This is a genomic window from Mesorhizobium sp. LMG17149 (genome assembly GCF_024518695.1).
Lineage (GTDB): Bacteria > Pseudomonadota > Alphaproteobacteria > Rhizobiales > Rhizobiaceae > Mesorhizobium.
This window is the reverse complement of record NZ_JANIFL010000006.1, coordinates 114,506-139,234: the sequence shown is the minus strand read 5'-3', so window position 1 is coordinate 139,234 and position 24,729 is coordinate 114,506. Positions and strand designations below refer to the sequence as shown.

The window sequence follows — 24,729 nt, the reverse complement described above, 5'->3', positions numbered from 1 at the left end:
CAATCGTCACCGTGCAGGGAAGCTGCATGGGCGCGGCATGCTTCCGGCTGAGAAAAACAAAGAAAACAAGGGGAACCACGAAATGAAAGAGCGCAACACGATGCCGTCCGGCTCAGTTCGCCTGTTCGCGGCGGCGGCCACGGTTTTCGCATCCTGTGCTGCGTCCGGCGCATATGCCTTTACTCTGGAAGGGTCGCCCAAGGTCGCGTTCATCTATGCAAGTTCAGCGCAAGACGGCGGATGGAACGAAGCCCTCGAGGCCGGCCGCAAGGCCGTGGAGGAACAGCTACAGGTGCCTGTCTCGGTGACGGAGAACATACCGGAAGAGGCCACGAAGCTGCGCGCGGCGATCGATCTCTACGTCAAGCGCGGCTTCAACATCATAATCGGCACCACCTATGGCTACAGCGCCCCAATGGCCGAAGCGGCCAAAGCCTATCCGAATGTGGCGTTTCTCAGTGCTTCGGGCACGGAGAATGGGGCCAACATGGAAAGCTTCTATGCCCGCACTTACCAGGGTTGGTACCTTGCAGGCATCGCGGCAGGACAGGCGACGAAGACGAAGAAGATCGGCATCCTCGCCGGCTTTCCGGTCGGCGTGGTGAACTGGGATATCAACAGTTTTGCACTCGGGGCCCATTCGGTCGATCCTACGATCGAAACGGTCGCGGTCTTCGCCAACTCCTGGTGGGACCCGGTGAAGGAAGGGCAGATCGCCCAGGCCATTCTCGACCAGAAGGCCGACGTGCTCGCCACGAATCTGAGCGCGACCTCGGCGCTCGACGCCGCCGAAAAGGCAGGCGTTCCTTCGATAGGCTTTCAGCTCGACATGTCGCATGCCGCGCCGCGAACGATCCAGACCTCGGTCATCTTCCGCTGGGAGAAATATCTTGTGCCGACGATCAAGGAGATCATCGACGGCAACTGGAAACCCGAGGAATACGGCGCCTTCGAAGGCCTTGAAACCGGCGTGGTCGATCTCGCTCCTTTTGGCCCCTCGGTTTCCGAGGAGACCAAGGCAAAGGTCGAGGCAGCAAAGCGGGAGATCATCACCGGCAAGCTTGATCCGTTCCAGGGCCCTCTGAAAAAGCAAGACGGCACCATCGTTGTCGACGCCGGCGGGAAGGTCGACGATGCGGCGCTCTGGTCGATGGACTATTTCGTCGACGGTGTCATCGGCACCATGCCGGCGAAGTAATGACGACGGCGCTTCCGCAGGCAGGAGACATGCGACAACCGCCGGGCACGCCGGCGGCTCTGTTGATGCGCGGCATAGGCAAGTCGTTTGACGGCAAAGCCGCGCTCCGCGATGCGTCCTTCTGTCTCGAATGGGGGGAGGTGCATGCCATCGTCGGTGAGAACGGTGCAGGCAAGTCCACTTTGATGAACGTGGCGGCCGGCGTCTATGTAGCTGACGGGGGCGACCAATCGATCGACGGCGAAGCGATCAGTTTGCGCAGCCCGCTGGAAGCCGCCGCCGCCGGTCTCGGCATGGTCCATCAGCATTTCCGGCTGGTCGAGAGTTTTACGGTTGCCGAAAATGTTCTCCTCGGCTTCGGTCGCAAGGCTGCTGTGAAAACGCTGAGCGATGCGGCGGCGATCGTTTCCGCCAAGTCGAGCGAGATCGGCCTGCCCGTCGATCCGCACAAGCTGGTAGCGAACCTTTCGATCGCCGAACGCCAGCGCGCCGAGATCATCAAGGTCATGCTTCTGGGCGCCCGAATTCTGGTCATGGACGAACCGACGGCGGTGCTGACCGACGAGGAAGCGCGCACGCTTCTCTCTTTTGCCCAGCGATTGTCGAGGCAAGGTCACGCCGTGGTTCTGATCACGCACAAGTTCCGGGAGGTTGCCGCTTTCTGCGACCGGGTAACGATCATGCGGCACGGCGAGACCGTGCTTGACGGTGCGCGGGTTGCGAACGTCACCGAAGCGGAGGTGGCGCGGCTGATGGTCGGCGATGCCTTGACGGTTGCGGGCCGGCCGTCATCTCGGCCGGGCGATGTGTGTCTGAGCGTGGAAAGGCTTTCCGCACGGGCGACCGCTCACGGGCAAAGCCTGAACGATCTCGGGTTCGAGCTGCATGTCGGCGAAATCCTTGGCATCGCCGGCGTCGGTGGAAACGGGCAGGAGGAACTCGTTGCCTGCCTTCTCGGACTCGACCGTGCCGGTGCCGGCGCGATCGTACTGGATGGCCAGGACATATCCACCGCCAAGCCAGACCAGCGCCGCGAGGCCGGCTTGCGCGTCATCCCCTCCGACCGCTTTGACAGCGGGTTGATCCGGGAGCTTTCCATTGCCGACAATCTCGCGCTCACGACCGTCGCCAGCGGTAGCTTCGGCGGTCCGTTTCTCCTGAGCCGGCGGGCGATGCGCGAGAAGGCCGCCGAGGCCATCGATGCGTTCGATATCCGCGGCGCGACGCCGGAACGGCCGGCCTCTTTGCTCTCGGGAGGAAACGCGCAGAAAGTGTTGCTCGCGCGGGAGCTCGATCACGGCCTGAAGGTTCTCATAGCGCATTCCCCTTCTCGCGGGCTGGACATGAAAGCGGCCGAGTTCGTCCGATCGGCGATCCGCGGAGCTGTGGAAGCCGGCGCGGCCTGCCTTCTGATCAGCGAGGATCTCCAGGAGGTCATGTCCCTGTCCCATCGGGTGGCCGTCATGAACAGAGGAAGGATCGCCGGCTGCCGTCAGACCGGCGACGTCACGCCTGAGTGGATAGGAGGCCTTTTAGCAGGCCATGCTTGACACAGCTTTCCTTGTTCGCAGGCAAAATCCCGGCTTCTTGTTGACCAGTCTCAGTTATGTTGGCGGACTGTTGGTCGGGCTGACGGTTTCGGCGGTGCTGCTCGTGCATGCGGGCGTGCCGGCAAGCGCTCTTGTGGATGAGTTCCTGATTGCAACTTTTCTGACCTCGGACGGCCTCTCCCAGACGGCGACGGCCGCTTTACCGTTGGTGCTAGTCGGCCTCGCCTCCGGCGTTGCCATGCGCGTGCGGTTTTGGAACATCGGCGTGGAGGGCCAGCTATGGCTCGGCGCGATCGCGTCAACCTGGGTGGCGCTGAACGGCAGCGGGCCTGAAGTGCTGAGGTTGCCGACGATGTTCGTTCTGGCAGCGCTTGCGGGAGCCGCCTGGATTGCGATTCCGCTGTTTCTGAAACTCAAGTGGGGCGTTAACGAGGTTATTTCGACCCTGCTGCTGGGAAGCGTCGCGTTTCTGCTCGTGCAGCATCTTCTGTTCGGGGTCTGGAGAGACCCTTCCAACAGCTTTCCCGTGACCGCCACCTTTCCCGAGGCGAGCTGGTTTCCCGTTCTGGGATGGGGGCAGTTGCATGCCGGAATCTTCCTGGTCGCCGTTATCGCATTGTCCATCTGGTTCGTCATGGAACACAGCCGGGTCGGCTTCTACGCGGATGCTGTAGGTTTCAACGCCAAGGCCGCGCTCGCCACGGGCCTGCCGGTGCTCAGCATAGCCGTGGGGCTCGTGCTGCTCTCCGGCGCTCTCTCAGGCGTTGCCGGCATGATGATCGTGGCGGGGACGGAGCACCGCCTCAACCAGTCCGTCGGCAACGGCTATCTCTTCAGCGCGATCGTGATCGCCTACCTGGCCCGCGCGAAGCCATTGTGGGTGGTCGTGATCTCTTTCGCGCTCGGCGCGGTGTTCACCGCCGGGAATGTCCTGAAGGTTTTCTACTCGATCTCCGAAGCGATGATCGTGCTGATGCAAGGCGCGGTACTGATGTCGATTTTGATGGCGCAGTTCTTCAGCTCCTATTCGCTCAAACGGCCCAAGAACTAGGAAGGGGCAGTTGCATGGATTTTCTGATCGGCTGGATTGCCATCATTCCGAGCTATGCGGCACCGTTGCTGCTGGCGAGCCTCGGCCTCATTATCTGCGAAAGAGCCGGCGTTCTCAATCTTGGAGCGGAAGGGCTCATGGCGGTCAGTGCCATGACCGGCGCGATGACGGTGCTTTCCGGAGCCGATCCTTGGGTTGGTCTTGCCGCCGGCTCAGCGGCCGCGATGGCTCTCGCTCTGCTGTTTGGAATATCGATAGTCGCCTTGCGCGCCAATCATACGCTCGCCGGCCTAGCCGTCGTCGCAATCGGACTGGGCATCACCGGGGTCGTGGGGCGACCCTACGTGCAGAAGACCTTTTCTGGCATTTCCACACTTGGCGACCTCTTCGGGATAGACCGCGGTTCGGCATTCGGCCGCATTTTCGCGGTGCAGGACCCGGTTACGCTGGCGCTGCCGACCCTGGTCGGCGCGCTCTGGTGGTGGCTTTCCAAAAGCCGACATGGCCTCAGGTTGAGGTCCGTCGGGGAAAACCCGGCCGCCGCGGATGTCGCGGGTATCGACGTGCAACTGGTTCAGTTCGGGGCTGTCCTGGCGTCCGGGCTGTTTTGTGGTCTCGCCGGAGCCTATCTCTCAGTCGCCACAAGTCATGTCTGGGTGGAGGGAATGGTCGCGTCGCGCGGCTGGATTGCCGTTGCGCTCGTCATCTTTTCGCGCTGGAACGCGGCTCGAGCTCTCTGGGGTGCGCTTCTTTTCGGAAGCGCGGATGCGCTTGTGCCTAGACTACAAGCCATAGGCGCCGACGTTCCTGTCTATCTCATGATGACTTTGCCGTACTTGCTGACGCTTGTCGTGCTGGTGGCAGGCTCATTGGGCGGCCGGCGCTCCGGCGAGCCGGCCTTCCTCGGCAGGGTCTATCTACGACAAGACAAACAATAAGGAACTTGCCCGGTTCATGAGCCCCGCCGCCCGCATCCTTCTGGACTTCGCGGATTTCATGGACAAGCAGCAAGGATCGCCGATGTCTGTGCCGTCCCCCCTCGCCCGGCGCTGACCCTGCGGCTCCGCTCGACGCCTATTCGCGTGCCACTAACCGTGAGATCAAGAACAAAGCGCCACGGAGACGACAGAGGGGTCGCCGCGCGTAAAGCGCCAACGTCATCCGCAACAGCAGGCCGAGCCCAGCCGGACCGCCCCCTCTGGCCTGCCGGACCCGGCCCTTCGCTTTCGCTCCAGGCGTTCGTCGTTCGGAAAGCCAAGCGATTGGCTTTCCGTCCGCTGCGCGGACCACTCCTCACCCCCCTCAAGGGTCCCTCAAGGGGGAGATCAGCAGCTTCAGCGGATCAGAACTTGTAGCTGAGCCCGACCCGGATATCCTGCGTCTGGAGGTCGACATGGGTTTCCGTGGGCAGGCCGGCGGCCACCGAGAGGTCCTGGCTGCCGAAGTCGGAGTAGCGATATTCGGCTCGAGCGATCCACTTGTCGGTAAAGGCGTGTTCGATGCCGGCTCCAACGGTCCAGCCGACATGGCTGTCGCTGTGGAGCGTTACTTCGGCGGCAGGGCCACCGGCGCTGACCGCAATCAGTTCATACTTGGCCGCGGCGACGCCGGCAGTGATGTAGGGCAAGGTCCGATCGAAAGCATAGCCGGCGCGCAGCCGCGCCGACCCCGACCATTTGAGTTCGCTCTTGAGCAACGTGGTGACACCGCCGCCGCCGGCGTCGAGGGCCGTCAGCCCATCTATATTGCTGTACATGATGTCGGCCTCGGCGCCGATCACGAAGCTGTTCTCCATCTGGTAATTGGCGCCGATATGGACACCGCCGATAAATCCGTTCGGATCGGTGGAGACATTGAGATCGGTGGCCCCGCCCAGTCCGCCGCCGGCGATGAACAGATTGGATTTTCCGGCCGCGTAGCCGATGTCGACGCCGGCATAGAGTCCGGACCAGTCGTAGCCGGATGCAACAGGCGAAACCTCATTGATATCAGCCCCGCACGCCACACCGAGCGGCGCGAGAATGAAGGCCGTTGCGAGAAGAAGAGTTTTCATTGTTGTCTGCTGCCCCATGTTGCTTCCCCACCGCACAAATGAGCTGCGGAGATCCAGCTGTTGTCGAGAAATCCGGTGTTGCATTGTCCGCCCGCCGCGTCTTGGGCTGGGCCGCACCCGAATTGTCGGGGAAAGCATAGCAGCGCTTTCCCGGCTGGTGTGGCCATTCGGCCTCAGTCGATTGGCGTGTCGTGTATCCGGCGGGGTTAGCGGCGACGAAACTACCTGGCACTGCCCGGTGTCGAGCCGAATCGGCGGCGGAAGCAGCGGTTGAAATAGGAGACGTCGGAGAAGCCGCTGAGCAGCGCGATCTCGCTGATCCGCATGCGGTCATTGTGCCTGTCGCGGAGCATGCGATGCGCCCTTTGCAAGCGCAGTTCGAGAATGCGCTCGGCAAAGCTCACCCCGGTTTCCTGCAGCAGGTCATGGACATAGCGAACGGAGAGCCGCAATTGCCCGGCAACGCCCTGCGCCGAAATGGCGGGATCGGCGAAATTATCCCGCATCTTCTGCAGTATGGCCTGCAGCCTTGCCGCGCGCAGGCCGCGCAGGCCCGCCAGTTCGGCCGCTTCGCCCTTGGCGCCGGTCGCAAGGCCGATCAGGTCGACGATCGTTTCGGTGGCGTGGCCGATGAGGTCGGGCGAGACCAGCGCCGGGCCTGCTTCCAGGAAGCTGCAATAGCGCTTGAGCATGCCGAGCGCCTCATTGTCGGCTCCAACGGTCAACGCCAGCCGATCCTCGATATGAGCGAAGGCATTTTCCAGCACGGCACGAGGGAGCACCACATTGGCCCAGACATTGCTGTCGCCGCCGGTCATCTGCAACGCTTCCGAAGCCGAGACCAGTGCGGCCTCGCCTTTGCCGACGTGATAATCGCGGCCAATCTGCGTGCCGCTGAGCACCGTATCGCCATTGTTCACCAGCAGCAGATAGCCGTCGCGACCGTCGGCGGCGATATTGCCCGCCTTGCGGCTGGCATGACGGATCGTCCCGGCCATCTGCCCAAGCACCAGCGAGCCGACAGCGGTGGCTTCGATCGCGGCTTCGAACGACAGTCTCTCCGAAATCGTGTATTCGACCGACCATATCTCGGCGACATGGATGTCCTGCCAGAGCGCGAAGCGTGCGCGATGATCCAGATGCGGCGGCAGATCCGCCGATGAGAAGACGTTCTTTTGCAAGGGGCAACCGGCCTTTTCTACAATCGCGTCTTCATTTCGACACGCACCGTATGGGACCAGATCACGGTCTGTCCAGAGCCGGAAATACTTGTGCGCCAGGTGACAATTCCAGTGCCGTCCTGGACAAGGATTGGCTTAATTTCGTGGATTGGGCTGGTTGAATTTCGGATTACTCGAAAATACCCAGTGCCGACGAATCGCGCCACCCTACTCCGGCGACGGCACCGGCGGCCGTGATGTCAGCGCCGTGCCGAAGGCGGCGACAACGACGGCTGCGATCCCGGCCAACTGTGTTGCGGTCAGGCTTTCATGCAGGAACAGGAAGCCGGCCAGCGCACCCAGCCCCGGCTCCAGGCAGGTCAGCGTGCCGTAGATGCGCGCCGGCATGCGGGTCAGCGCCACCATCTCCAGGAAGAATGGCAACGCGCTGGAAAACAGCCCGACCAGCAGCGCGCTGACCAGGATCGACGGCGACAGCAGCGCGGATCCCGCCTGGGCGACACCGAAGGGCAGCACGAGCACAGCGGCGATGGCCATGCCGTAGGCAGTGGTGCGGGTGCCAAGCTCCGCGCCGGCCTTCTGGGCAAGCACGATATAAAGCGCCCAGAAGCCACCGGCAGCCAGCGCCAGCATCACCCCGATCGGATCAAGCGGCGCGAGGGAATGAACGAAGGGCGACAACAGCAGGATGCCGGCCACCGCCAGCGCGATCCAGGCAAAGTCGCTGGCGCGCCGCGAGCTCAAGGTCGCCACCAGAAGCGGGCCGGTAAACTCCAGCGCCACCGCGATGCCGAGCGGAATCCTGGCGAGCGCTGCGTAGAACAGGAGGTTGAGCGCGCAAAGCGTCACCCCATAGGCGACCAGCCACGGCAAAGTGGCACGCGAGGGCCGCATCTGCCAGGGCCGCAGCACCGCGATCAGCATCAGCGCACCGATGACCAGCCGCAGCGTCGTCGTGCCTTGCGCGCCGATCTGCGGGAACAGGCCCTTGGCAAAGGTGGCGCCGATCTGGATCGACACCATGGCGCCCATCAGTGCCGCGACCGGCAAGGGCGCCGCTTCGCGACGGGCAATCGGCGTCGATGTCACGTGATCCCTATCTCCATGCCGCCGGGTCCAAACCCGACCGGCGGCATGGAGATAGGGCGAACCGGCCGGCCTGTCGTGAGGCAGCGGCGGACTGGCTGCTGGGGCACGGACTGTAGGCACGCCATGAGCCTCCCAGCCCGCGAAGCGTTCATTGCCGCAGTGCACAAGGAATAGCTGGAGATGATCCTGTAGGTGCGAGAGCGCAACGACAACGATACGCTTCAGGCGGTGGCAGCCGAGCGCTTGAAGAGGATGGTGACTTTAGTGCCCTCGCCAGCGCTCGACTTCACGTCGAACTCCGCCTTGGCATTCTCGGTCAGCGAGCGGGCGATCAGCGCGCCGAGTTTGCCGCTCTTGGGCCAGGTCTCGCCGTCCGGCAGACCGATGCCGTCATCGGCGATCACGATGCGGCAGCCATCGCCGTCGACGATGCTGTGCAGCGTGATCGTGCCGCCGTCTCGCCCCTGGAAGGCATGCTTGAGCGCATTGGTCAAAAGTTCGTTCACCACCAGCCCGGTCGGCATGGCGACATTGATCGACACCGGATAGGTGTCGACCTTCATGTCGAGGCGGATGCCCTCGACCGCATGCGAGTTCATCACCGCCGACGCGATCTGGCTGAGATAGACACCAAGATCGACCTCATCCTTTTCATCGTCCCCCGACAGCGTCTGGTAGAGGATTGCCAGCGCATCGACGCGACCTGCCAGCCTCTCGAAACGCTTCTGATCCGGTTCGGCCGCGTTGCGCGTCTCCATCCGGATCAGTGCGGTGATCATCTGCAGATTGTTCTTCACCCGGTGCTGCAATTCGCGCAGCAGCGTGTCCTTTTCGCGGATGCGCTCATCGATCGATCGCGGATCCTCCGTTTCGCCATGGGCCGAGACGTCGACCAGCGCCACCAGCCGGAAGCAGGCCTTGCCATTGTCGTCCTCGATGACGTTGGAATAGACGTCGACGATCGCCGGCTGGCCGTCTGTCCGCTCCAGCCGGAACGTGCCGATGAAATCGGTGTCCTCGACCACGGCCTCAAACAGCGGCCGGTCCTTCTGCTTGTGCAGGCCGGTGCCGGAAAGCGCCGCCCAGTGTTGCCGGGCGAGCGTCGCCGCCTTGAGGCCGGACAGTTTCTCGAATTCCGGATTGGCATAGACGACACGCTCCTTCGAACCCAGGTCCGAAACGGCAATGGCGATCGGTACCTGGTCGAGGAATTTCTTGAACTGTTCGCTTTCGAGCGCGCTGGCAAGGTCCGGCGTTTCGAGCAACTGCCCGACCGCTTCGGCCTTCTGTGTATCGGATGTCATCTGCGGCGCCTGTGCTGTGTGGTCACCATCAATAACAGCGATGCGATCACCCCGCCATCGCCAAAGCACGAGGCGGCATTTCACACGCCCTCACGAGCGGTGTGTTCGCACAATCTCGAAATCTGCGTAGCCGCCTCGGAATACTTGACCGAGCTCTGGGAACCGCTCACGAGGCCGGCTTCGACGCCAGCCTCGGCGCGGTCTTGACGTCGACGATCTCAGGCTTGGCACTGTCCACCGTGCCATCCCAGCCGCCACCGAGCGCCTTGTTGAGGGCGATGTAGTTGGTCGCCAGCAGGACGCGGCTTTGCAGCAGCGAGTCCTCGGCCGAGTAGAGCGAGCGCTGGGCGTCGAGCACATCGAGCAGGCTTGTCTCGCCGGCCTTGTAGAGCGTGCCTTCGAGCCGCGCCGCATCGCCATAGGATTTCGCCGAAGAGGCGAGCTTGGCGATCCGGATGCGCTCCTGCGACAACAGCACCAGCGCGTTCTCGACATCCTCGAGCGCCGTCAGCACCGAAGACCGGTATGCGATGAAATATTGATCGCGCTGCGCCTTGGCGACCTCGACGGCCGCCTGCAATTGACCGGCATTGAACACCGGCACGCTGAGCGTCGGCCCGAACGACCAGCCGATCGACGAATTCTTGCCGAGATCGCCAAGCTTCAGCGCCGCCGTGCTGATGTCTCCCGTCAGGCTGACCGAGGGATAGCGGGCGGCCTCTGCCTGGCCGATCTTGGCGGTGTATTGCGCATATTGGCGTTCCGCCATGCGCAAATCGGGTCGCGAAAGCAAGAGGTCGGCGGGAATTCCGGTGGGCATCGGCAGGCGTGGTGCAGGGATCGGGGCGACCCGCTTCAGCCGCTCGCTGAGCGAGGCAGGCGGCCGGCCGGCCAGCACGGCGAGACGATGCACGGCCTGGGCATAGCTTGCCTCCAGCGTCGGCACCGCGGCTTCGGTGCTCGCGGCCTGCCCCATCGCCTTGGCGACATCGGCGGCGGTCGCCGTGCCCGCCTGCGCCATGGTGCGGGTAAGTTCGGCGGTCTGCCTTTGTGACGCGGCCGAGCGCCGGGCGAGCGCGATGCGGGCCTGGTAGCCACGCGCCTGGGTATAATAGGAAGCGACATCGCCGACCAGGGTGAGAAGCGTCGAGCGCAGTTCCTCCTGCGAGGCGTCCAGCCCGTAGCGCGCGGCCTCGACACCCCTGCGGTTGGCGCCGAACAGGTCGAGTTCCCAGCTGGCGTCAAAGCCGGCCTGATACTCGCTGTAGGTGGCGTCAGAACCTGATGTGGTCTCGGCCGACTTGTTGCGGGTGGCCGAGCCGGAGCCGTCGACCGACGGCAGCAACGTGCCGGCACTCTGGCGGTAGCTGGCGCGCGCCTCGCGGATTTTTGCCTTGGCGGTGGCGACATCGAGATTGCCGGCAACCGCTTCCTCGACAAGCGTGTTCAACTCGGGATCGCGCAGCCGCTGCCACCATTTCGAAAGTTGCGCCGGCTGGGCAGGCTTTGTCGGCTTCTGGCCGCTCCAGCTTGCAGGCATCGCCAATATGGGCGTCTGATAATCCGGACCGACGACGCATCCCGCGAGCAGCACAGCGGTAATCATAGGCGCAAGAAGCCGCCTCGCGGCCACCGAGCCACGTTCCAAACCTGTCATGTGAAGTTTTCCTATTGCTGGTTGGCCGTCACCGGCGTCTCGCCCGTATCTGGTTTGGCCGCCCTGCCCTTGAAGATGCGTCGCACCGTGACGAACAGTAGCGGCACCAGGAACACACCGATCACCGTCGCTGCGATCATCCCGCCCATCACGCCGATGCCGACGGAGTTCTGCGCACCCGAGCCCGCACCGCTGGCAATCGCCAGCGGCAACACGCCGAGGATGAAGGCCAGCGACGTCATCAGGATCGGCCGCAGCCGCTGTCGTGCTGCCTCAAGTGTCGCCTCGACGAGCCCCATCCCGGCGGTCTGCCGCTCGATGGCGAACTCGACGATGAGGATGGCATTCTTGGCCGCGAGACCGATCGTGGTCAGCAGGCCGACCTTGAAATAGACGTCGTTGGACTGGCCGAACAGGCTTGCCGCCAGCAGTGCGCCGAAGATGCCGATCGGCACCGACAGCATGACCGCGAACGGGATCGACCAGCTCTCGTAGAGTGCGGCCAGGCACAGGAACACGACCAGCGCCGAAATCGCGTAGAGCGACAGCGCCTGGTTGCCCGAAAGCCGTTCCTGGTGCGACAGGCCGGTCCATTCGTGCGAATAGCCGGCCGGCAGCTGCGCCACCAGCTTGTCGATCTCGTCCATGGCGGCACCCGAGCTGATGCCCGTGGCCGCCGCGCCCTGGATCTCGACCGCCGCCGATCCATTGTAGCGTTCGAGCCTGGGCGAACCGAATGTCCAATGGCTGGAAGCAAAGGCCGAGAACGGCACCATCGCCCCGCTGGCGTTGCGGACCTGCCATTTGTCCAGATCTTCCGGCTGCATGCGGAAGTTCGGGTCCGACTGCAGATAAACCGGTTTCACCCGCCCGCGATCGATGAAGTCGTTGACGTAATCGCTGCCCCAGGCGGTCGAAAGCGTGTTGTTGATGTCGGCCAGGCTGACGCCCAGCGCGCTGGCTTTTTCCTGATCGATGTCGACCGAGAATTGCGGCTGGTCTTCCTGCCCGTTGGGCCTCGTGTTGGCGAGCAGCTTGTTCTGCCCGGCCAGGTTCAGAAGCTGGTTGCGCGTCTGGATCAGCGCGTCATGGCCCGCACCGTTGACGTCCTGCAGGTAGAAATCGAAGCCGTTGGTGTTGCCGAAGCCCTGGATGGCGGGAGGCGCAAGCGCGAAGACCTGCGCATCCCTGATCTTCGAAAACGCGCCCATCGCCCGGCCGGCGATTGCCTGCGCGGCAGAAGCCGGCGATTTCCGCAGGTCGAAGTCCTTCAGCCGCACGAAAGCAATGCCGACATTCTGCCCTGCGCCGCCGAAGCCGAAGCCGGAAGCGGTGAACACCCCGTCGACGACGTCCTTCTCCTGATTGAGATAATGGTCGGTCACCTCTGCCAGCACCCGCTCCGTGCGATCCTGCGTCGCGCCGACCGGCAGCGACACGCTGGTGATCAGGATGCCTTGGTCTTCTTCCGGCAGGAACGAACTTGGCAGCCGGGCAAACATCCAGCCCACGGCAACGACGATGGCCAGGAAGACGGCGAGGAAGCGCCAGGACCGGTTGATAATGCCGTGCGAGCCGTCGCGATAGGCAAGCGTGCCGCGATCGAAGACCCGGTTGAACCAGCCGAACGGGCCCGTTTGCGTCGCATGGTCCTTGGGCGGTCGCAGGATCGTGGCGCAAAGTGCGGGCGTCAGCACAAGGGCGACCAGCACGGACAACACCATCGCCGAGACGATGGTCACCGAGAATTGCCGGTAGATGATGCCGGTCGAGCCGCCGAAGAAAGCCATCGGCACGAACACGGCCGAAAGCACGGTGGCGATGCCGATCAGCGCTCCGGTGATTTCGTGCATCGACTTGCGCGTCGCCTCCTTCGGCGGCAGGCCTTCCTCCTGCATCACGCGCTCGACATTCTCGACGACGACGATGGCGTCGTCGACGAGCAGACCGATGGCCAGCACCATGGCGAACATGGTCAGCGTGTTGACGGAATAGCCGAACAGCGACAGCACGCCGAACGTGCCGAGCAGCACCACCGGCACGGCGATCGTCGGGATGATGGTGGCCCGCAGATTCTGCAGGAAGATGAACATCACCAGGAACACCAGCACGATCGCCTCGGCCAGCGTCTTGACCACTTCCTCTATCGACAGCCGCACGAAAGGCGAAGTGTCGTAGGGATAGACGACCTCGACGCCTTGCGGGAAGGTTGAGCTCAGCCGGGCGATCGTCGAACGCACCGCTTCGGCGGTGTTGATGGCGTTGGCGCCGGTCGCCAAATTGACGGCCACGCCGGCCGCGGGCTTGCCGTTGTAGTTGGCCTGCGTCGTGTAGCTTTCGGCGCCGAGTTCGACGGTGGCGACATCGTTGAGGCGAACCAGCGAGCCATCGGTTTGGCTCTTCAGGATGATGTTGCGGAACTGTTCGGCGGTCTGCAGCCGGCTCTTGGCCGTCACCGTGGCATTGAGCTGCTGGCCCTTGCGCGCCGGCAGGCCGCCGAGCTGGCCGGCAGAAACCTGCGTGTTCTGCGCCTCGATGGCGGTCGCCACATCGCTCGGCATCAGGGCATACTTGGCGAGCTGGTCCGGATCGAGCCAGATGCGCATGGCATAGCCGGAGCCGAACAGCTGCGTCGAGCCAACGCCTTCGACGCGCTTCAGCGTGTCGTTGACGGTGGCGTCGACATAGTCGGCGAGATCGGTCGAGTTCATCTTGCCGTCGGTCGAGACGAAGCCGATGACCATAAGGAAGCCGGTCGAGGATTTGGAGACGGTGATGCCATTGCTCTGCACCACCTGCGGCAGCTGCGACTGCACCAGCTGAAGCTTGTTTTGCGTCTGCACCTGGGCGGTGTCGGGATCGGCTGCGGTGGTGAAGGTCAGCGTGATCGAGGCCGAACCGGTCGAGGTCGACGTCGCCGTCATGTAGTCCAGATTGTCGATGCCGGTCATGCCTTGCTCGATGACCTTGGTCACCGAGTTCTCGACCGTCTGCGCGTCGGCGCCCGGATAGGTGGCGCTGATGTTGACTGTCGTCGGCGCGATCTGCGGATATTGCGAGATCGGCAGTGAGGTGAGCGCCAGAAGCCCGCCCAGCATGATCACGATGGCGATCACCCAGGCGAAGATCGGCCGGTTGATGAAGAATACGGACATCGCCTCAGTTCCCGGTCGCGGCGGCAGGCGCCGGTTTGGCAGCGTTGGACGCGGCCGGTGCGGCGGACGTGCCCTGCCCGCGATCCTTGACCTCGCCGGTCGTCTCGTCGATCGTCACCTCAACGCCCGTCGCATCGCCGCCGGGGCGCACCAGCTGCATGCCCTCGACAATGACACGATCACCGTCGCCGACACCCGAATCCACCAGCCAGTTGTTGCCGACGCTGTTGCGCACCGCGAGCACCCGCGTCTCGACCTTGCCCTGCGCATTGATGACCATGGCCGTGGCCTCACCCTTGGTGTTGCGGCTGACGGCGCGCTGCGGCACCAGGAAACTGTTCTGGGCAACGCCCTCCTCGACCAGCGCCCGCACATACATGCCGGGCAGCAGCAAGCGATCGGGATTGGGGAATTCGGCCCTGAGCGCGAAGGTGCCGGTGGTCTGGTCGACATTGGCGCCGGCGAATTCCAGCTTGCCGGTCTGCGTGTAGATGGTGCCGTTCTCGAGCTTCAGCTTGACGCTGACATTGGGGCCGCTGAACTTCAGCCGCCCTTCCGAGATCGCCTGGCGCAGATTGAGCAGGTTGGTGCTCGATTGCGTGACGTCGACATTGATCGGATCGAGGGCACGGATGGTGGTCAGCACAGTGTCCTGATTGGCGGTCACCAACGCGCCGGGCGTCAGCGTGGACTTGTCGATGCGGCCGGCGATCGGCGCCGTGATCGAGGTGCGGTCGAGACTGATGCGCGCCGTCTCGGCGCTGGCCTTGGCCGAGGCGACATCGGCTTGCGCCTGCGCCAGCGTGGCGGCGGCATCGTCATAATCCTGTTTGGAAACAACGTTCTGTTTCAAAAGCCCTGCATAACGGTCGAACTTGGCCTGCGCAGTTGGCACCGCCGCTTGCGCCTTCTGCTGGGCGGCGACCGCGCTGTCATAGGCTGCCTTGTAGCTTGCCGGATCGATCAGGTAGAGCGGCTGTCCCGCAGCAACTTCGCTGCCCTCCTTGAACAGGCGCTGCTGGATGATGCCGTTCACTTGCGGGCGCACCTCGGCAACCAGCGAAGCCGCCGTGCGCCCCGACAGTTCGGCGGTTATCGCCACCGATTGCGGATGCAAGGTGACGACGCCGACTTCCGGTTTGCCGGGCGCGCCCATGCCGGTGGGGGCGCTGCCCTCCTGCGAGCAGGACGCCAGCAGAAAGGTAGCGGCGAACATCGCGGCCCAGGGCGCCAGATGGCGTGCCGAAAAACGAGGCTGGCTAGGCTTGGAAATCATGGCCTGGATCTTTCCCTGGAGTTGCGTACGCGCTGGCAATGGACCACTTGGTCGAGGGGCATGCCGATCCATATGATGATTGGCCGCACCCGCCGGCGGGCGGCGACGAGCAATGCTTGGAAGCGGCTCATGTCGCGCTCCTTCTCGGCGGCCGGAGCTGCTCGAAAGTCGAGTAGCTGGCCTCGATGCCCACCAACATCATTATGCCGATCAGCGAGGACATGCCAAGCGCCTTGCCGGAGTTCACGCGATCTTGCGGTCATGATGTCCATGGTTGTCGAGCGGCTGCGAGAGCGGAAGCGACAGCCGCCAGGCGGCGAAGCGCAGGCGGATCGCGCCCTTCAGCGTGTCGACCGGGAGCGCCAGCGGCATATCGCGCCCGGCAGGACCGAACGAGAGCCTCGGGCTGGCGGACGCGAGCAGCCGCAGCATGATCATGGCTTCCCACATTGTCGTGCTTCCATTGCATGGTTCGAATTGGCGTCATTCGAACTGGACGTGATTGAAACGAGGGATGGCGGAGATACGCCCGCCATCCCCCGGAGAACCGGCCGGCCCGAGAACGGGTTGGGTACCGGGCCGGCCGGTGCAGTCGGTCAGAGTTGTCAGTCGTTCCCGGGCTGGGGCGAGAGCTGCCTGCCATCGTTGGGCAGGCCTCTGGGGCCGGCTGCATCGTTCGGCGGCCCGCCCCAGGGACCGGGGGGTGATCCATGGGGGCGTTCCGCCGAAGCGAGGAGTTCGAGTTGTTCGGGCGTCAGCTTGGCACGCAGTTCCGCGATCGCGTCCTTCAGTTTACCGGCCGAAACCGCGCGGGCGGTGACATCGTCGGCCAGCTTTTCCTGGAACGCGAAAGGATCAGGCTTGCCGTCGGGACCCTTCGCTTCAGCACTACCGGGCCGCCCGTGGTTGGGTCGAGGCGGCGAAAGCACCGCCTGCAGCGCGCTGGTGTAGTCGCGCCAGGCGTCGAGTTGTTCGGTGCGGATGCCGACGCGGGTCTCCAGCGCGGCGAGCCGGGCGGCCAGCATGAACTCCGGCGGCGGACCCATGCGGCGGGGGCCAAAGCCCTGTGGGCCGAAACCCTGCGAACCAAGCCGCATCGGTTCATGCGGGCCGGGTCCAGCCATCGGGCCGTGATCTGGGCCGTCCTGCATGGCCACGACAGGTGGCGGCTCGCCTGGTCCGGCGCCGGGATCTGGCTGCGCTGCCAGCGCGGGGTGAATTGCGGCGACGGAAAACAGGCCGAGCGCAAGAAGTCTGCTTCGCATAAAGATGTTCCTTTCTCTCATGCTTCGGACAGTTCAGAGGATAGGAAGCGTCTTTGTCCGCTTCGCGTCGGCGTGTTGCCGAAGGTTTCCGCAAAAGGGCAATTTGTTTCCGAATGTTTCCCTCGGGCCCCCGGAAACGTTCGGTTGCAATTTTCCATGCCGCTCGGGCGCGGCTCCTCCTATAGTCGTGGCCAAGGCAAGGGCACGATTGATGCAGTCACAACCCCATATCCTCGTCGTTGACGACGACCGCGAGATCAGGACGCTTCTCCAGCGCTATCTCGACAGCCAGGGCTTTCGCGTCACGGCGGCGGCGGACCGGCGCGAATGCGAGCAACGGCTTGGTGCGGGCCAATTCGACCTGATCGTGCTCGACGTGATGCTGCCGGACGGCTCGGGGCTCGATATCTGCCGCGGCTTGCGCGACCGCAAGCCGCACACCCCGATCATCCTGCTGACCGCGCTGAAAGAAGATGTCGACCGCATCATCGGCCTGGAACTCGGCGCCGACGACTATCTCGGCAAGCCGTTCAACCCGCGTGAGCTCATTGCCCGCATCCGTGCCGTGCTCAGGCGCTCGGCGCCCGAGGAGGCGCCCGCCTCCCCGCGCGCGCGTACCTACCGCTTCGCCGGCTACAGGCTGGAGCCGGACACCCGCAAGGTGACGGATGCACAAGGCGTGGCCGTCGACCTTACGGGCGCCGAGTTCGACCTCTTGCAGGTGTTTCTCGACCGCCCCGGCCGGCTTTTATCGCGCGACCAGCTTCTCGACCTGACGCAAGGCCGCGAGCGCGACCCGCTCGAGCGTTCGGTCGATGTGCTGGTGAGCCGGTTGCGCCGGAAATTTTCCGACACCGGCGACGGGCCGCTGTTCAAGACCGTGCGCAATGGCGGCTACCAGCTCACCGCGCGCGTCGAGACCGTGGAGAGCCAGACGTGAATTCGCTGCGCCGCCGTCTCATCCTGCTGCTGGTCGCCTCGATCGTCGGCGTCGTCGGCCTGGCGACGGCCGCCGTCATCAGCGTGCGCGGCGGCGGACCGCCGCCGGAACTGACCGTGCCCTGGATTGCCCAACAGATGGAACTGGTGGTGCGGCTTTTGCCGGGGCCGGTCCCCGACGTCCTGCGGGTGCAATTCGCCGACCATCCGGCGGGCGGCAAGATGGCTCGTGCGGAAACGGCGATGCTCAATGACATCCTGCACCGCCGTGGCCTCGACTTTCCGGCGGTCGTCAACGAGAAGGCGGACGAACCCGGCCAGATCGCATCGATGCACCTGCCTGACAACCGCTGGGCGATCATGGAGATGCCGCATCTTAAGCCGCCAAGGCGCGAATGGCTGGTCTTGGCCGGCTGGATCTCGCTGATCGTCGCCGGCGCCACGGCGGTGTCGGTCTATTTCACCTCGGTGCTGATCCGCCCGCTCGAGATGCTGGAGGCCGCCGTCTCCAAGATCGGATCGGACGGCGTGCTGGCGGCGGTGCCGGAAGTGGGCTCGGCCGAGGTCAAGGCCACCGCGCATGCGCTGAACCAACTCTCGTCGCGGCTGCGGACCGCGATGGAAAGCCGCATGCGGCTGGTCGCCGCCGCCGGCCATGATCTGCGAACGCCGATGACGCGCATGCGGCTGCGCGCCGAATTCCTCGACGACGAACGCGACAAATGGCTTCACGACCTCGACGAACTCGACCGCATCGCCGACAGCGCCATCCGCCTGGTGCGCGAAGAGGTGAACCAGGACGCCGTCGAAGCGGTCGACCTGGCAAAGACGGTGCGCGATATCGAAGCCGAGATGGCATCGCTCGGCCATGCCGTCTCGATCGGGCACCTGGACAAGGTTTGCGTGCGGGCCGGCGCGCTTGGCCTGCGCCGCGCCTTGCGCAACCTGATCGTCAACGCCGCCACCCATGGCAAGGCGTGCCGCATCGACCTGGCCGCAGCCGACAATCGCGCCGTGCTGACCATATCTGACCATGGCCCGGGCATACCCACGGAACTCCTGAACAAGGCGTTCGAGCCCTTCTTCCGCGTCAACCCCGGCCGCCTGCAATCCGTCCCCGGAGCCGGTCTTGGCCTCGCCATCGCCAAGGAGATCATCGAGCGCTACGGGGGCACGGTAACGCTGGAAAACCGCCGGGGCGGCGGGCTGGAACAGACGGTGGTGTTCGACGCGGTGTGACGGATGGCGGCCCACGGCAGATGCTCGCTCAGCCGAGTGACGGACGGTGCGTGCGGCAACCGACGAAAAAACGGCGACCATGCTGCACTGCGCAAAGCCAATGGCTCCAACTAATTTCTCCGCGGAACCAGGATCTAATCCATATAGCCAAACTATAGATTCCAAAATTTCTTGCGACTTCACAAAGAACTAGGCTCTCACGCCAAGAGCTGCCCTCAATCAACCGGGGCGTGAATATCAGCACAATTTAAACGCCAAGGTTTAATTCTGAGGAAACTCGCCAGAAATGGCGAGAACCGGCCGGTTTTGTCAATTTTTAGCACTTGCTCACATAAGTATTTCAGCCGGGTAGATATTTTGTGTTGCGCTGCACAATGCCGTAGCCGAACGATGTCCTGGGGGGACTCGTTTGCGACTGGACATACGCCGTGGAGGATTCCGCCAGGTTGACCAGCTTGAGTTGTCCGTCCGTCGATTTCGAGCCCGGCCCGGCCGTGCTCGCAATGCGCAGATTTGCGGGTGCCTTGGCGGGTCTCGTCCGCCTTAGCCTGCCGCTCGAAACGGCCGGCTGGCGGCCTCATCGCGGATATCACGCCGGCGGAAGCCGCTGATGGGAAGCGCCCGTGACATCCAACTTGATGCGTTGAGAGCTATCGCCGTAACGATGGTGTTGTATTCCCATTTCTTCGCGGAGGGACCTTCGTTCTGGGGCCATATCGGTGTGCGGCTGTTCTTCGTGCTGAGCGGCTTCCTGATCACGCGCCTGCTCCTGGAGGCGCGCTCGGCCACCGAATTCGAAACCGGCCCGGCGCTGCGCTCCTTCTACATCCGGCGGATGTTGCGGATATTCCCGCCCTATTTTGCCGTCCTGGGTTTCGTCTGGCTGGTCGACCTGGATCAGTCCAGGGGGTCGCTGGTCTGGCATGCGCTTTATCTGTCGAACTTCTGGTATGCGCTGCACAATAACTGGAACCCTTGGGTGCTGGGTCATTTCTGGAGCCTGAGCATCGAGGAGCAGTTCTATCTTGCCTGGCCGCTGGTCGTCCTGCTGGCCCCACGCCGCCGCTTCGAGGCCATCTGCATCGCCGTCATCGCACTGTCGCTGGCCTATCGCTTCTATTGGCCGATCACCGCCACGCCGACGCTGACGCGCGACCTGCTGCCGCCGGCATCCATGGATGCGCTGGCGTCGGGCGCGCTGCTTGCCTGCTGGCATTTTAGGGGCGCCGGCCTGCCGCACTGGATGCGGCTGGGCTGGCCTGCCTTCGCGGCCGCATTCCTTGTCATCGAGTGGTTAGTCCCGGAGCCCGCCGATCCGACACTGGAATGGGCCCGCTGGCTGCTGCGGGAAGTCCTGCCCCTGGTGCCGCTGATGGTCATCGTGGCAGCCTGTTCGCGCGGCCTTGGCGGCATCCTGGGCAGGCTTGCCGAAGTGCCGCCGCTGCTTGGCCTCGGCCGCATCAGCTACGGCGTCTATCTCTATCATCCGATATTGCTGTCGCTCGCCGTCAAGGCGCAGCCCTGGATTCCGCTCAACGTCTCGGAGCAAGGGCCAGGGCGATTCCTGGTCGCGGGCGCCGCCACGATTGTCGCGGCCTGGATTTCCTGGGTGGTTTTCGAGAGGCCGCTCAACAGCCTGAAGCGCTACTTCCCCTATGTCGCGCGCACCCGCTCTGCACAGGGCAGCCATGATGGCTGGCTCGCGACGGCGGCCGTCGGACCGCCCGATGGCCGCACACCGGCGCTCGAACTCCAGCGCACGGATGCAAGACGATGACCGCCGCGCCGCTCGTCTCCGTCCTGTTGCCGGTCTACAATGCCGGCCCCTATCTCGCCGCCGCGCTGGGAAGCATCCTGCGGCAGGATCACAGTCGCCTGGAGATCATCGCGATCGATGACGGCTCGACCGACAATTCGCTCGAGATACTCGAGCGATGCCAAAAGGCCGATAGCCGCATTTCGATCGTCTCGCGCGAAAACCGCGGCCTCGTCGCGACGCTCAACGAAGGGCTGGCGCTCGCCCGGGGCGAACTGGTCGCACGGATGGATGCCGACGACGTCGCCTATCCCTGGCGTCTGTCGCGCCAGGTGGCGCTGTTCGAGCGGCGGCCCGAACTGGGCTTCTGCGGCGCCGGCGTCGACATGTTGATCCGCGGCCGCATCGCCATCGGCAGGCCCGATCCGGTGTTCAAATTCGGCCGCATCCCTGTATTGGCGATGTTCTTCACGATCTTCATGCACCCGACGGTCGTCTACAACAGGAAGGTCATCGACGACAGCGTTCTCCACTACGACCCGATCTACAGGCACGCCGAGGATTTCGATCTTTTCAGGCGGCTGGCCGGCCGTTACCCGGCAGCCATGATGCCCGAAAACCTGGTCGTCTACCGCGTCCATGAGGCAAGCGTGACCAGCCGGCACGTCAAGGAGATGCGCAGGACGCATTTGCGCATCGTGGCCGAGAACCTTGAGCGCGAGGGCCTGGCGCAGGCCACGCGGGACCTGCGCGACATCGGCGATGCGGTCAGCCACGACACGGTCGCCCGTGCGGCCAGCTTCATCGTCGCGCTGGAGGAGGAAATCCGCTCGCTGCCGGCGGCGACGCGGCCGAGCTTCGAGGCTGGCGCGCTGAACCTGTTCTATTTCCTCTACCAGCTCGTCGCCGACGAAAAGCAGCCGGCGCTGACGCATGAATTGCTGACGCGGACCGCGAAATGGAACGCCATCCGGCGCCGCGAGCAATATGCGCTGCGGCCCGGCGCCTGGGCGCCCTGGCTCAGCCTCGCCTCGCTGTCGGCCGCCAGACAAGCCGATGCCATGGCGTACTTCTTCAAATCCGCGCCCGCCGCGGCGGTTCTGGCGTCTCATCGGTTGAGTTAAAGGCATGATCGTCAAAGCCCACCAAGCTCTGCAGCGCGATCGTTCGACGGCGCTTGACCCTGCCCCGACCGGTCGCGGCCGTGACCGATCGGCGCCGGAAGTCAGCTTCATCATCTGCACCCGCAACCGCGTCGCGGTGCTCGATGCCTGCATCAAGTCGGTGCAAGCCGCTTGCCGCGCACATGCCGGATTCGCCGCCGAACTCGTGGTCGTCGACAACGGTTCGAGCGACCGCACGGCCGAACGCCTGGCCAGCATCGCCGCTGCGTCGGACATTCCGTTCACGCCCGTCTGCGAGCCGCGCCCAGGATTGGCGGCTGCCCGCAACGCCGGGCTGCGGCGCGCGCGCGGCCGTGTGCTCGTCTTCGTCGACGATGACTGCGCGCTCCATCGCGACTATTTGCGCGATCTGGAGCGACACTATGCGTCCGGGGAACAATGGCTCATCCGGGGCGGCCGTGTCGAGCTTGGCGATGCCAGGGATTTGCCGTTCACCATCAAGCGGTCGTGGGCGCGCGAGCGGCTGACGCCGGATGTTCATCCCGGCGGTTTCGTGCTGGGCTGCAACATGACGATGCACCGCGACGTCGCGGCCCGCATCGGCTATTTCGACGAACGCTTCGGCGCCGGCGGACCATTGCGGTCGGCAGAGGATACCGATTATCTCGTGCGCGCGATGCTGCTCGGCATCGCGGTCGAGTATGTGCCTGATATGACGATATTCCATCATCACGGCCGGCGGGATCGCAAAGCCATCGAAAAGCTGCACCGCGACTACAGCCTGGGCAATGGCGGGCTCTGCCTGAAGCATGTTCGCCACGCGCCCTGGCTGCTTCGCCATTTCTACTGGGCCGCAAGAGGGGCTATCAGGGAATTGGCGGGAGGACCCGCCTTCGATCGTGAACTCAACCTGCCGCACTGGCCGATCGTCGCCATGAATTTGCTCGGCGCGGCCAGGTTCGCGGTTCTCCTGCTGGCCAGACGGCCGCGGACCGAACCGGTGCGGCAAGATCAGCAAGCCAATGCCCAGGCGAGGTGAAACGCTATAATGCCGATGCTGCCGCCAAGCCTGCCGATGCTGTTCCGGGCGTTCGGAAAGCGGCAACTGCGCCTGCTTCCGGCGGTGGTGGTACTCGGCCTGGTCAGCGCCGTCCTCGAAGGGTTCGGCATTGGCCTGATCATCCCGTTGCTGGGCATCATCATGGGACATGGGGATGCGGCCGGCATGGACGGCTTCTCCGCTGCCCTCCAGCATGTCGGATCGGGCCTGAGCGAGCGCGACCGGCTTGTGGTCATTTCGGTCGCCATCCTCGGCTCGATCGTCCTGAAGAACGTCTTCGCCTTCGCCAACACGCTGCTGACGACCTTCATCTCCGGCAAGGCAAGCCATTCCATCCGCAGCGCCTTGTCGGAGCAGCTGTTGCGGGTCGGCTACCCGTTCTTCCTGCGGCAAAGCCCCGGACGCCTGCTCAACATCATCTCCAACGAATCCTGGCGGGCCTCCGATGCGATCCAGATCATGTTGTCGGCCATCGTCAGCGCATCGGCCGCCATCATCCTCCTGGCTTTCCTGTTGCTGCTTTCGTGGCGCATGACGCTTTTGGTCACGCTCGGACTGGCGCTCGTCCAGATCGCGCACGCCATCCTCTCGGCCAATCTGAAGGAGCCCAGCCGCAGCGTCGCTTCGCGCAACGGCCATCTCGCCTCGCAGATGCTTCACCTTGTGCATGCCGGACGGCTGATCCGCATCTTCGGACAGGAGAACCGGGAAAAGGCGATATTCGACACGGCGTCGGATGCGGTTCGCCGCGCTTCCTTCGCGCTGCTCGTGCGCCAGGGAGCGCTGCCGCCGCTGACGGAGGTTCTCCACGCCATGCTATTCCTGGCGGTGGTGATCGGCGCCTGGCTGGCGCAGGTGAGTTTCCCGCTGATCATCGCCTTCGTCATCCTGCTCTACAGGCTGCAGCCGCATATGCGGGCCCTGCAGGGGTCGTGGAGCCAGCTGCAGGGCCTGAGCGGATCGCTCGAAGAGGTGACATGGCTGCTGGATCCCGCCGGCAAGCCGCAACCGCCGCAAGGCGCCGGGCCGTTCCACGGCCTGCGCCAGGGCATCAAGTTCGACGATGTGACATTCACCTATTCCGGCACGGACCGGCGCGAAGTGGTGCTGCATGCGGCGACATTCGAAATCCGCGGTGGCCGCTCGACGGCGCTGATCGGCCGCTCGGGCGCCGGCAAGACGACGATCGTCAATCTCCTGTGCCGCTTCGTCGAACCGGACACCGGCAGCATCCTCGTCGATGGATCGCCGCTCGACCGGATCGACGCCAGCCAGTGGCGACGGCACATCGCCCTGGCCAGCCAGGAGCTGGAGCTGGTCGATGGCAGCATTTTCGACAACATAACCTACGGCCAGGATGCGGCGACAGCCGGTGATGCCGAGGTCGCCGCAAGACTGGCCGAAGCGCATGAGTTCATCGAAAGGCTGCCTCAGGGCTACGAGACCCTGGTCGGCTACAGGGGCGTCAATCTGTCGGCGGGACAGAGGCAGCGGATCGCGTTGGCGAGAGCCCTGGTCCGCGATCCCGATCTCCTCATCCTGGACGAAGCCACCAATGCTGTGGACGGTCTGTCGGAAGCGGCCATCGTCGAGACCTTGAAGTCGAGAGCCGGCCGCCGCACGACCATCGTCATCAGCCACCACCACAGCACCATCTCGTTCTGCGACGACGTGGTCATCCTGAGCGGCGGCCGCGTGAAAAAGCAGGCCCCTTTCGGCGCCCTGGCCTCGCTCAGCATGGACGAGCTTTATCAGCACGAGCCACTCGACTGACAAGGCACCGGGCCGGCCGCGATCGTTTCCAGGGCGTGTTTGAAGCCTCCGCCGGCGGG

General features: G+C 64.2%; 19 protein-coding genes. 10 read left to right on the top strand and 9 right to left on the bottom strand.

Translation table 11 applies throughout. The annotated features are described in order from the left end of the window. Window positions 1-82 precede the first annotated feature (82 nt). From NP945_RS15465 to NP945_RS15450, 4 genes are read left to right on the top strand one after another with little or no spacing between them, the layout of a single operon-like run. On the top strand, window positions 83-1,198 hold the full coding sequence (locus NP945_RS15465) for a BMP family ABC transporter substrate-binding protein (RefSeq protein WP_256746840.1): 1,116 nt from the start codon (window positions 83-85) through the stop codon (window positions 1,196-1,198). Continuing rightward, window positions 1,198-2,748 (top strand): ABC transporter ATP-binding protein, encoded by a 1,551-nt coding sequence (locus tag NP945_RS15460; protein ID WP_256746839.1) that lies wholly within the window; start codon window positions 1,198-1,200, stop codon window positions 2,746-2,748. The genes NP945_RS15465 and NP945_RS15460 overlap by 1 nt, the downstream gene beginning before the upstream one ends. Further along, entirely contained in the window at window positions 2,741-3,799 is a 1,059-nt protein-coding gene (locus NP945_RS15455) for an ABC transporter permease (RefSeq protein ID WP_127270302.1), read from the top strand. Before NP945_RS15460 ends, NP945_RS15455 begins: the two co-directional genes overlap by 8 nt. A gap of 14 nt (window positions 3,800-3,813) precedes the next feature. Next, on the top strand, window positions 3,814-4,737 hold the full coding sequence (locus tag NP945_RS15450) for an ABC transporter permease (RefSeq protein WP_256746838.1): 924 nt from the start codon (window positions 3,814-3,816) through the stop codon (window positions 4,735-4,737). Between the two features lie 404 nt (window positions 4,738-5,141). Here NP945_RS15450 and NP945_RS15445 read toward each other — a convergent pair whose 3' ends face one another. The 9 genes from NP945_RS15445 to NP945_RS15405 all read right to left on the bottom strand — a co-directional run bounded on the left by NP945_RS15445 (window position 5,142) and on the right by NP945_RS15405 (window position 16,779). Continuing rightward, the gene (locus tag NP945_RS15445) at window positions 5,142-5,852 is read right to left on the bottom strand and encodes an outer membrane protein (protein WP_256746837.1); all 711 of its coding nucleotides are present in this window, start codon (window positions 5,850-5,852) and stop codon (window positions 5,142-5,144) included. Between the two features lie 221 nt (window positions 5,853-6,073). Continuing rightward, on the bottom strand, window positions 6,074-7,033 hold the full coding sequence (locus NP945_RS15440) for an AraC family transcriptional regulator (protein WP_127271117.1): 960 nt from the start codon (window positions 7,031-7,033) through the stop codon (window positions 6,074-6,076). 207 nt (window positions 7,034-7,240) lie between these two features. Further along, a complete protein-coding gene (locus NP945_RS15435) occupies window positions 7,241-8,122 on the bottom strand; it encodes a DMT family transporter (RefSeq protein ID WP_256746836.1) in 882 nt (293 codons plus the stop codon). 221 nt (window positions 8,123-8,343) lie between these two features. Further along, a complete protein-coding gene (locus NP945_RS15430; RefSeq protein WP_256746835.1) occupies window positions 8,344-9,426 on the bottom strand; it encodes a sensor histidine kinase in 1,083 nt (360 codons plus the stop codon). 166 nt (window positions 9,427-9,592) lie between these two features. Further along, window positions 9,593-11,083: an efflux transporter outer membrane subunit gene (locus NP945_RS15425; RefSeq protein ID WP_256746834.1), complete on the bottom strand. Its 1,491-nt coding sequence runs from the start codon at window positions 11,081-11,083 to the stop codon at window positions 9,593-9,595. Between the two features lie 11 nt (window positions 11,084-11,094). Further along, entirely contained in the window at window positions 11,095-14,238 is a 3,144-nt protein-coding gene (locus tag NP945_RS15420; protein ID WP_256746833.1) for an efflux RND transporter permease subunit, read from the bottom strand. 4 nt (window positions 14,239-14,242) lie between these two features. After that, window positions 14,243-15,514 (bottom strand): efflux RND transporter periplasmic adaptor subunit, encoded by a 1,272-nt coding sequence (locus NP945_RS15415; protein ID WP_372337973.1) that lies wholly within the window; start codon window positions 15,512-15,514, stop codon window positions 14,243-14,245. A 243-nt stretch (window positions 15,515-15,757) separates the two neighbouring features. Further along, window positions 15,758-15,964, bottom strand: a complete 207-nt coding sequence (locus NP945_RS15410; RefSeq protein WP_127270464.1) for a hypothetical protein — start codon at window positions 15,962-15,964, stop codon at window positions 15,758-15,760. 155 nt (window positions 15,965-16,119) lie between these two features. Beyond that, a complete protein-coding gene (locus NP945_RS15405) occupies window positions 16,120-16,779 on the bottom strand; it encodes a hypothetical protein (protein ID WP_256746832.1) in 660 nt (219 codons plus the stop codon). Between the two features lie 211 nt (window positions 16,780-16,990). On the opposite strand from NP945_RS15405, the gene NP945_RS15400 reads away from it, so the two are divergent. The 6 genes from NP945_RS15400 (at window position 16,991) to NP945_RS15375 (ending at window position 24,670) form a co-directional block, all read left to right on the top strand. Beyond that, entirely contained in the window at window positions 16,991-17,719 is a 729-nt protein-coding gene (locus NP945_RS15400; protein ID WP_256746831.1) for a response regulator, read from the top strand. Further along, window positions 17,716-18,957 (top strand): ATP-binding protein, encoded by a 1,242-nt coding sequence (locus NP945_RS15395; RefSeq protein ID WP_127327737.1) that lies wholly within the window; start codon window positions 17,716-17,718, stop codon window positions 18,955-18,957. Before NP945_RS15400 ends, NP945_RS15395 begins: the two co-directional genes overlap by 4 nt. 610 nt (window positions 18,958-19,567) lie before the next feature. Then, window positions 19,568-20,734 carry an acyltransferase gene (locus NP945_RS15390; RefSeq protein ID WP_127271106.1) on the top strand — a complete coding sequence of 389 codons (1,167 nt, stop codon included), beginning with the start codon at window positions 19,568-19,570 and terminating at the stop codon, window positions 20,732-20,734. Then, the gene (locus NP945_RS15385) at window positions 20,731-21,837 is read left to right on the top strand and encodes a glycosyltransferase family A protein (RefSeq protein ID WP_127809804.1); all 1,107 of its coding nucleotides are present in this window, start codon (window positions 20,731-20,733) and stop codon (window positions 21,835-21,837) included. Before NP945_RS15390 ends, NP945_RS15385 begins: the two co-directional genes overlap by 4 nt. A gap of 4 nt (window positions 21,838-21,841) precedes the next feature. After that, entirely contained in the window at window positions 21,842-22,876 is a 1,035-nt protein-coding gene (locus NP945_RS15380; RefSeq protein ID WP_256746830.1) for a glycosyltransferase family 2 protein, read from the top strand. Between the two features lie 9 nt (window positions 22,877-22,885). Further along, complete coding sequence (locus NP945_RS15375; protein ID WP_256746829.1) at window positions 22,886-24,670, top strand: ABC transporter ATP-binding protein; 1,785 nt, start codon at window positions 22,886-22,888, stop codon at window positions 24,668-24,670. Window positions 24,671-24,729 lie beyond the last annotated feature (59 nt).

What these genes read in the sequence shown, in the direction of transcription:
- NP945_RS15430 (WP_256746835.1), bottom strand. Translation starts at nt 9,426, where the DNA reads ATGACATCCGATACACAGAAGGCCGAAGCGGTCGGGCAGTTGCTCGAA.
- NP945_RS15400 (WP_256746831.1), top strand. Translation starts at nt 16,991, where the DNA reads ATGCAGTCACAACCCCATATCCTCGTCGTTGACGACGACCGCGAGATC.
- NP945_RS15375 (WP_256746829.1), top strand. Translation starts at nt 22,886, where the DNA reads ATGCCGATGCTGCCGCCAAGCCTGCCGATGCTGTTCCGGGCGTTCGGA.
- NP945_RS15465 (WP_256746840.1), top strand. Translation starts at nt 83, where the DNA reads ATGAAAGAGCGCAACACGATGCCGTCCGGCTCAGTTCGCCTGTTCGCG.
- NP945_RS15380 (WP_256746830.1), top strand. Translation starts at nt 21,842, where the DNA reads ATGATCGTCAAAGCCCACCAAGCTCTGCAGCGCGATCGTTCGACGGCG.
- NP945_RS15410 (WP_127270464.1), bottom strand. Translation starts at nt 15,964, where the DNA reads ATGTGGGAAGCCATGATCATGCTGCGGCTGCTCGCGTCCGCCAGCCCG.
- NP945_RS15385 (WP_127809804.1), top strand. Translation starts at nt 20,731, where the DNA reads ATGACCGCCGCGCCGCTCGTCTCCGTCCTGTTGCCGGTCTACAATGCC.
- NP945_RS15450 (WP_256746838.1), top strand. Translation starts at nt 3,814, where the DNA reads ATGGATTTTCTGATCGGCTGGATTGCCATCATTCCGAGCTATGCGGCA.
- NP945_RS15460 (WP_256746839.1), top strand. Translation starts at nt 1,198, where the DNA reads ATGACGACGGCGCTTCCGCAGGCAGGAGACATGCGACAACCGCCGGGC.
- NP945_RS15445 (WP_256746837.1), bottom strand. Translation starts at nt 5,852, where the DNA reads ATGAAAACTCTTCTTCTCGCAACGGCCTTCATTCTCGCGCCGCTCGGT.
- NP945_RS15455 (WP_127270302.1), top strand. Translation starts at nt 2,741, where the DNA reads ATGCTTGACACAGCTTTCCTTGTTCGCAGGCAAAATCCCGGCTTCTTG.
- NP945_RS15415 (WP_372337973.1), bottom strand. Translation starts at nt 15,514, where the DNA reads ATGATTTCCAAGCCTAGCCAGCCTCGTTTTTCGGCACGCCATCTGGCG.
- NP945_RS15405 (WP_256746832.1), bottom strand. Translation starts at nt 16,779, where the DNA reads ATGCGAAGCAGACTTCTTGCGCTCGGCCTGTTTTCCGTCGCCGCAATT.
- NP945_RS15425 (WP_256746834.1), bottom strand. Translation starts at nt 11,083, where the DNA reads ATGACAGGTTTGGAACGTGGCTCGGTGGCCGCGAGGCGGCTTCTTGCG.
- NP945_RS15390 (WP_127271106.1), top strand. Translation starts at nt 19,568, where the DNA reads ATGGGAAGCGCCCGTGACATCCAACTTGATGCGTTGAGAGCTATCGCC.
- NP945_RS15420 (WP_256746833.1), bottom strand. Translation starts at nt 14,238, where the DNA reads ATGTCCGTATTCTTCATCAACCGGCCGATCTTCGCCTGGGTGATCGCC.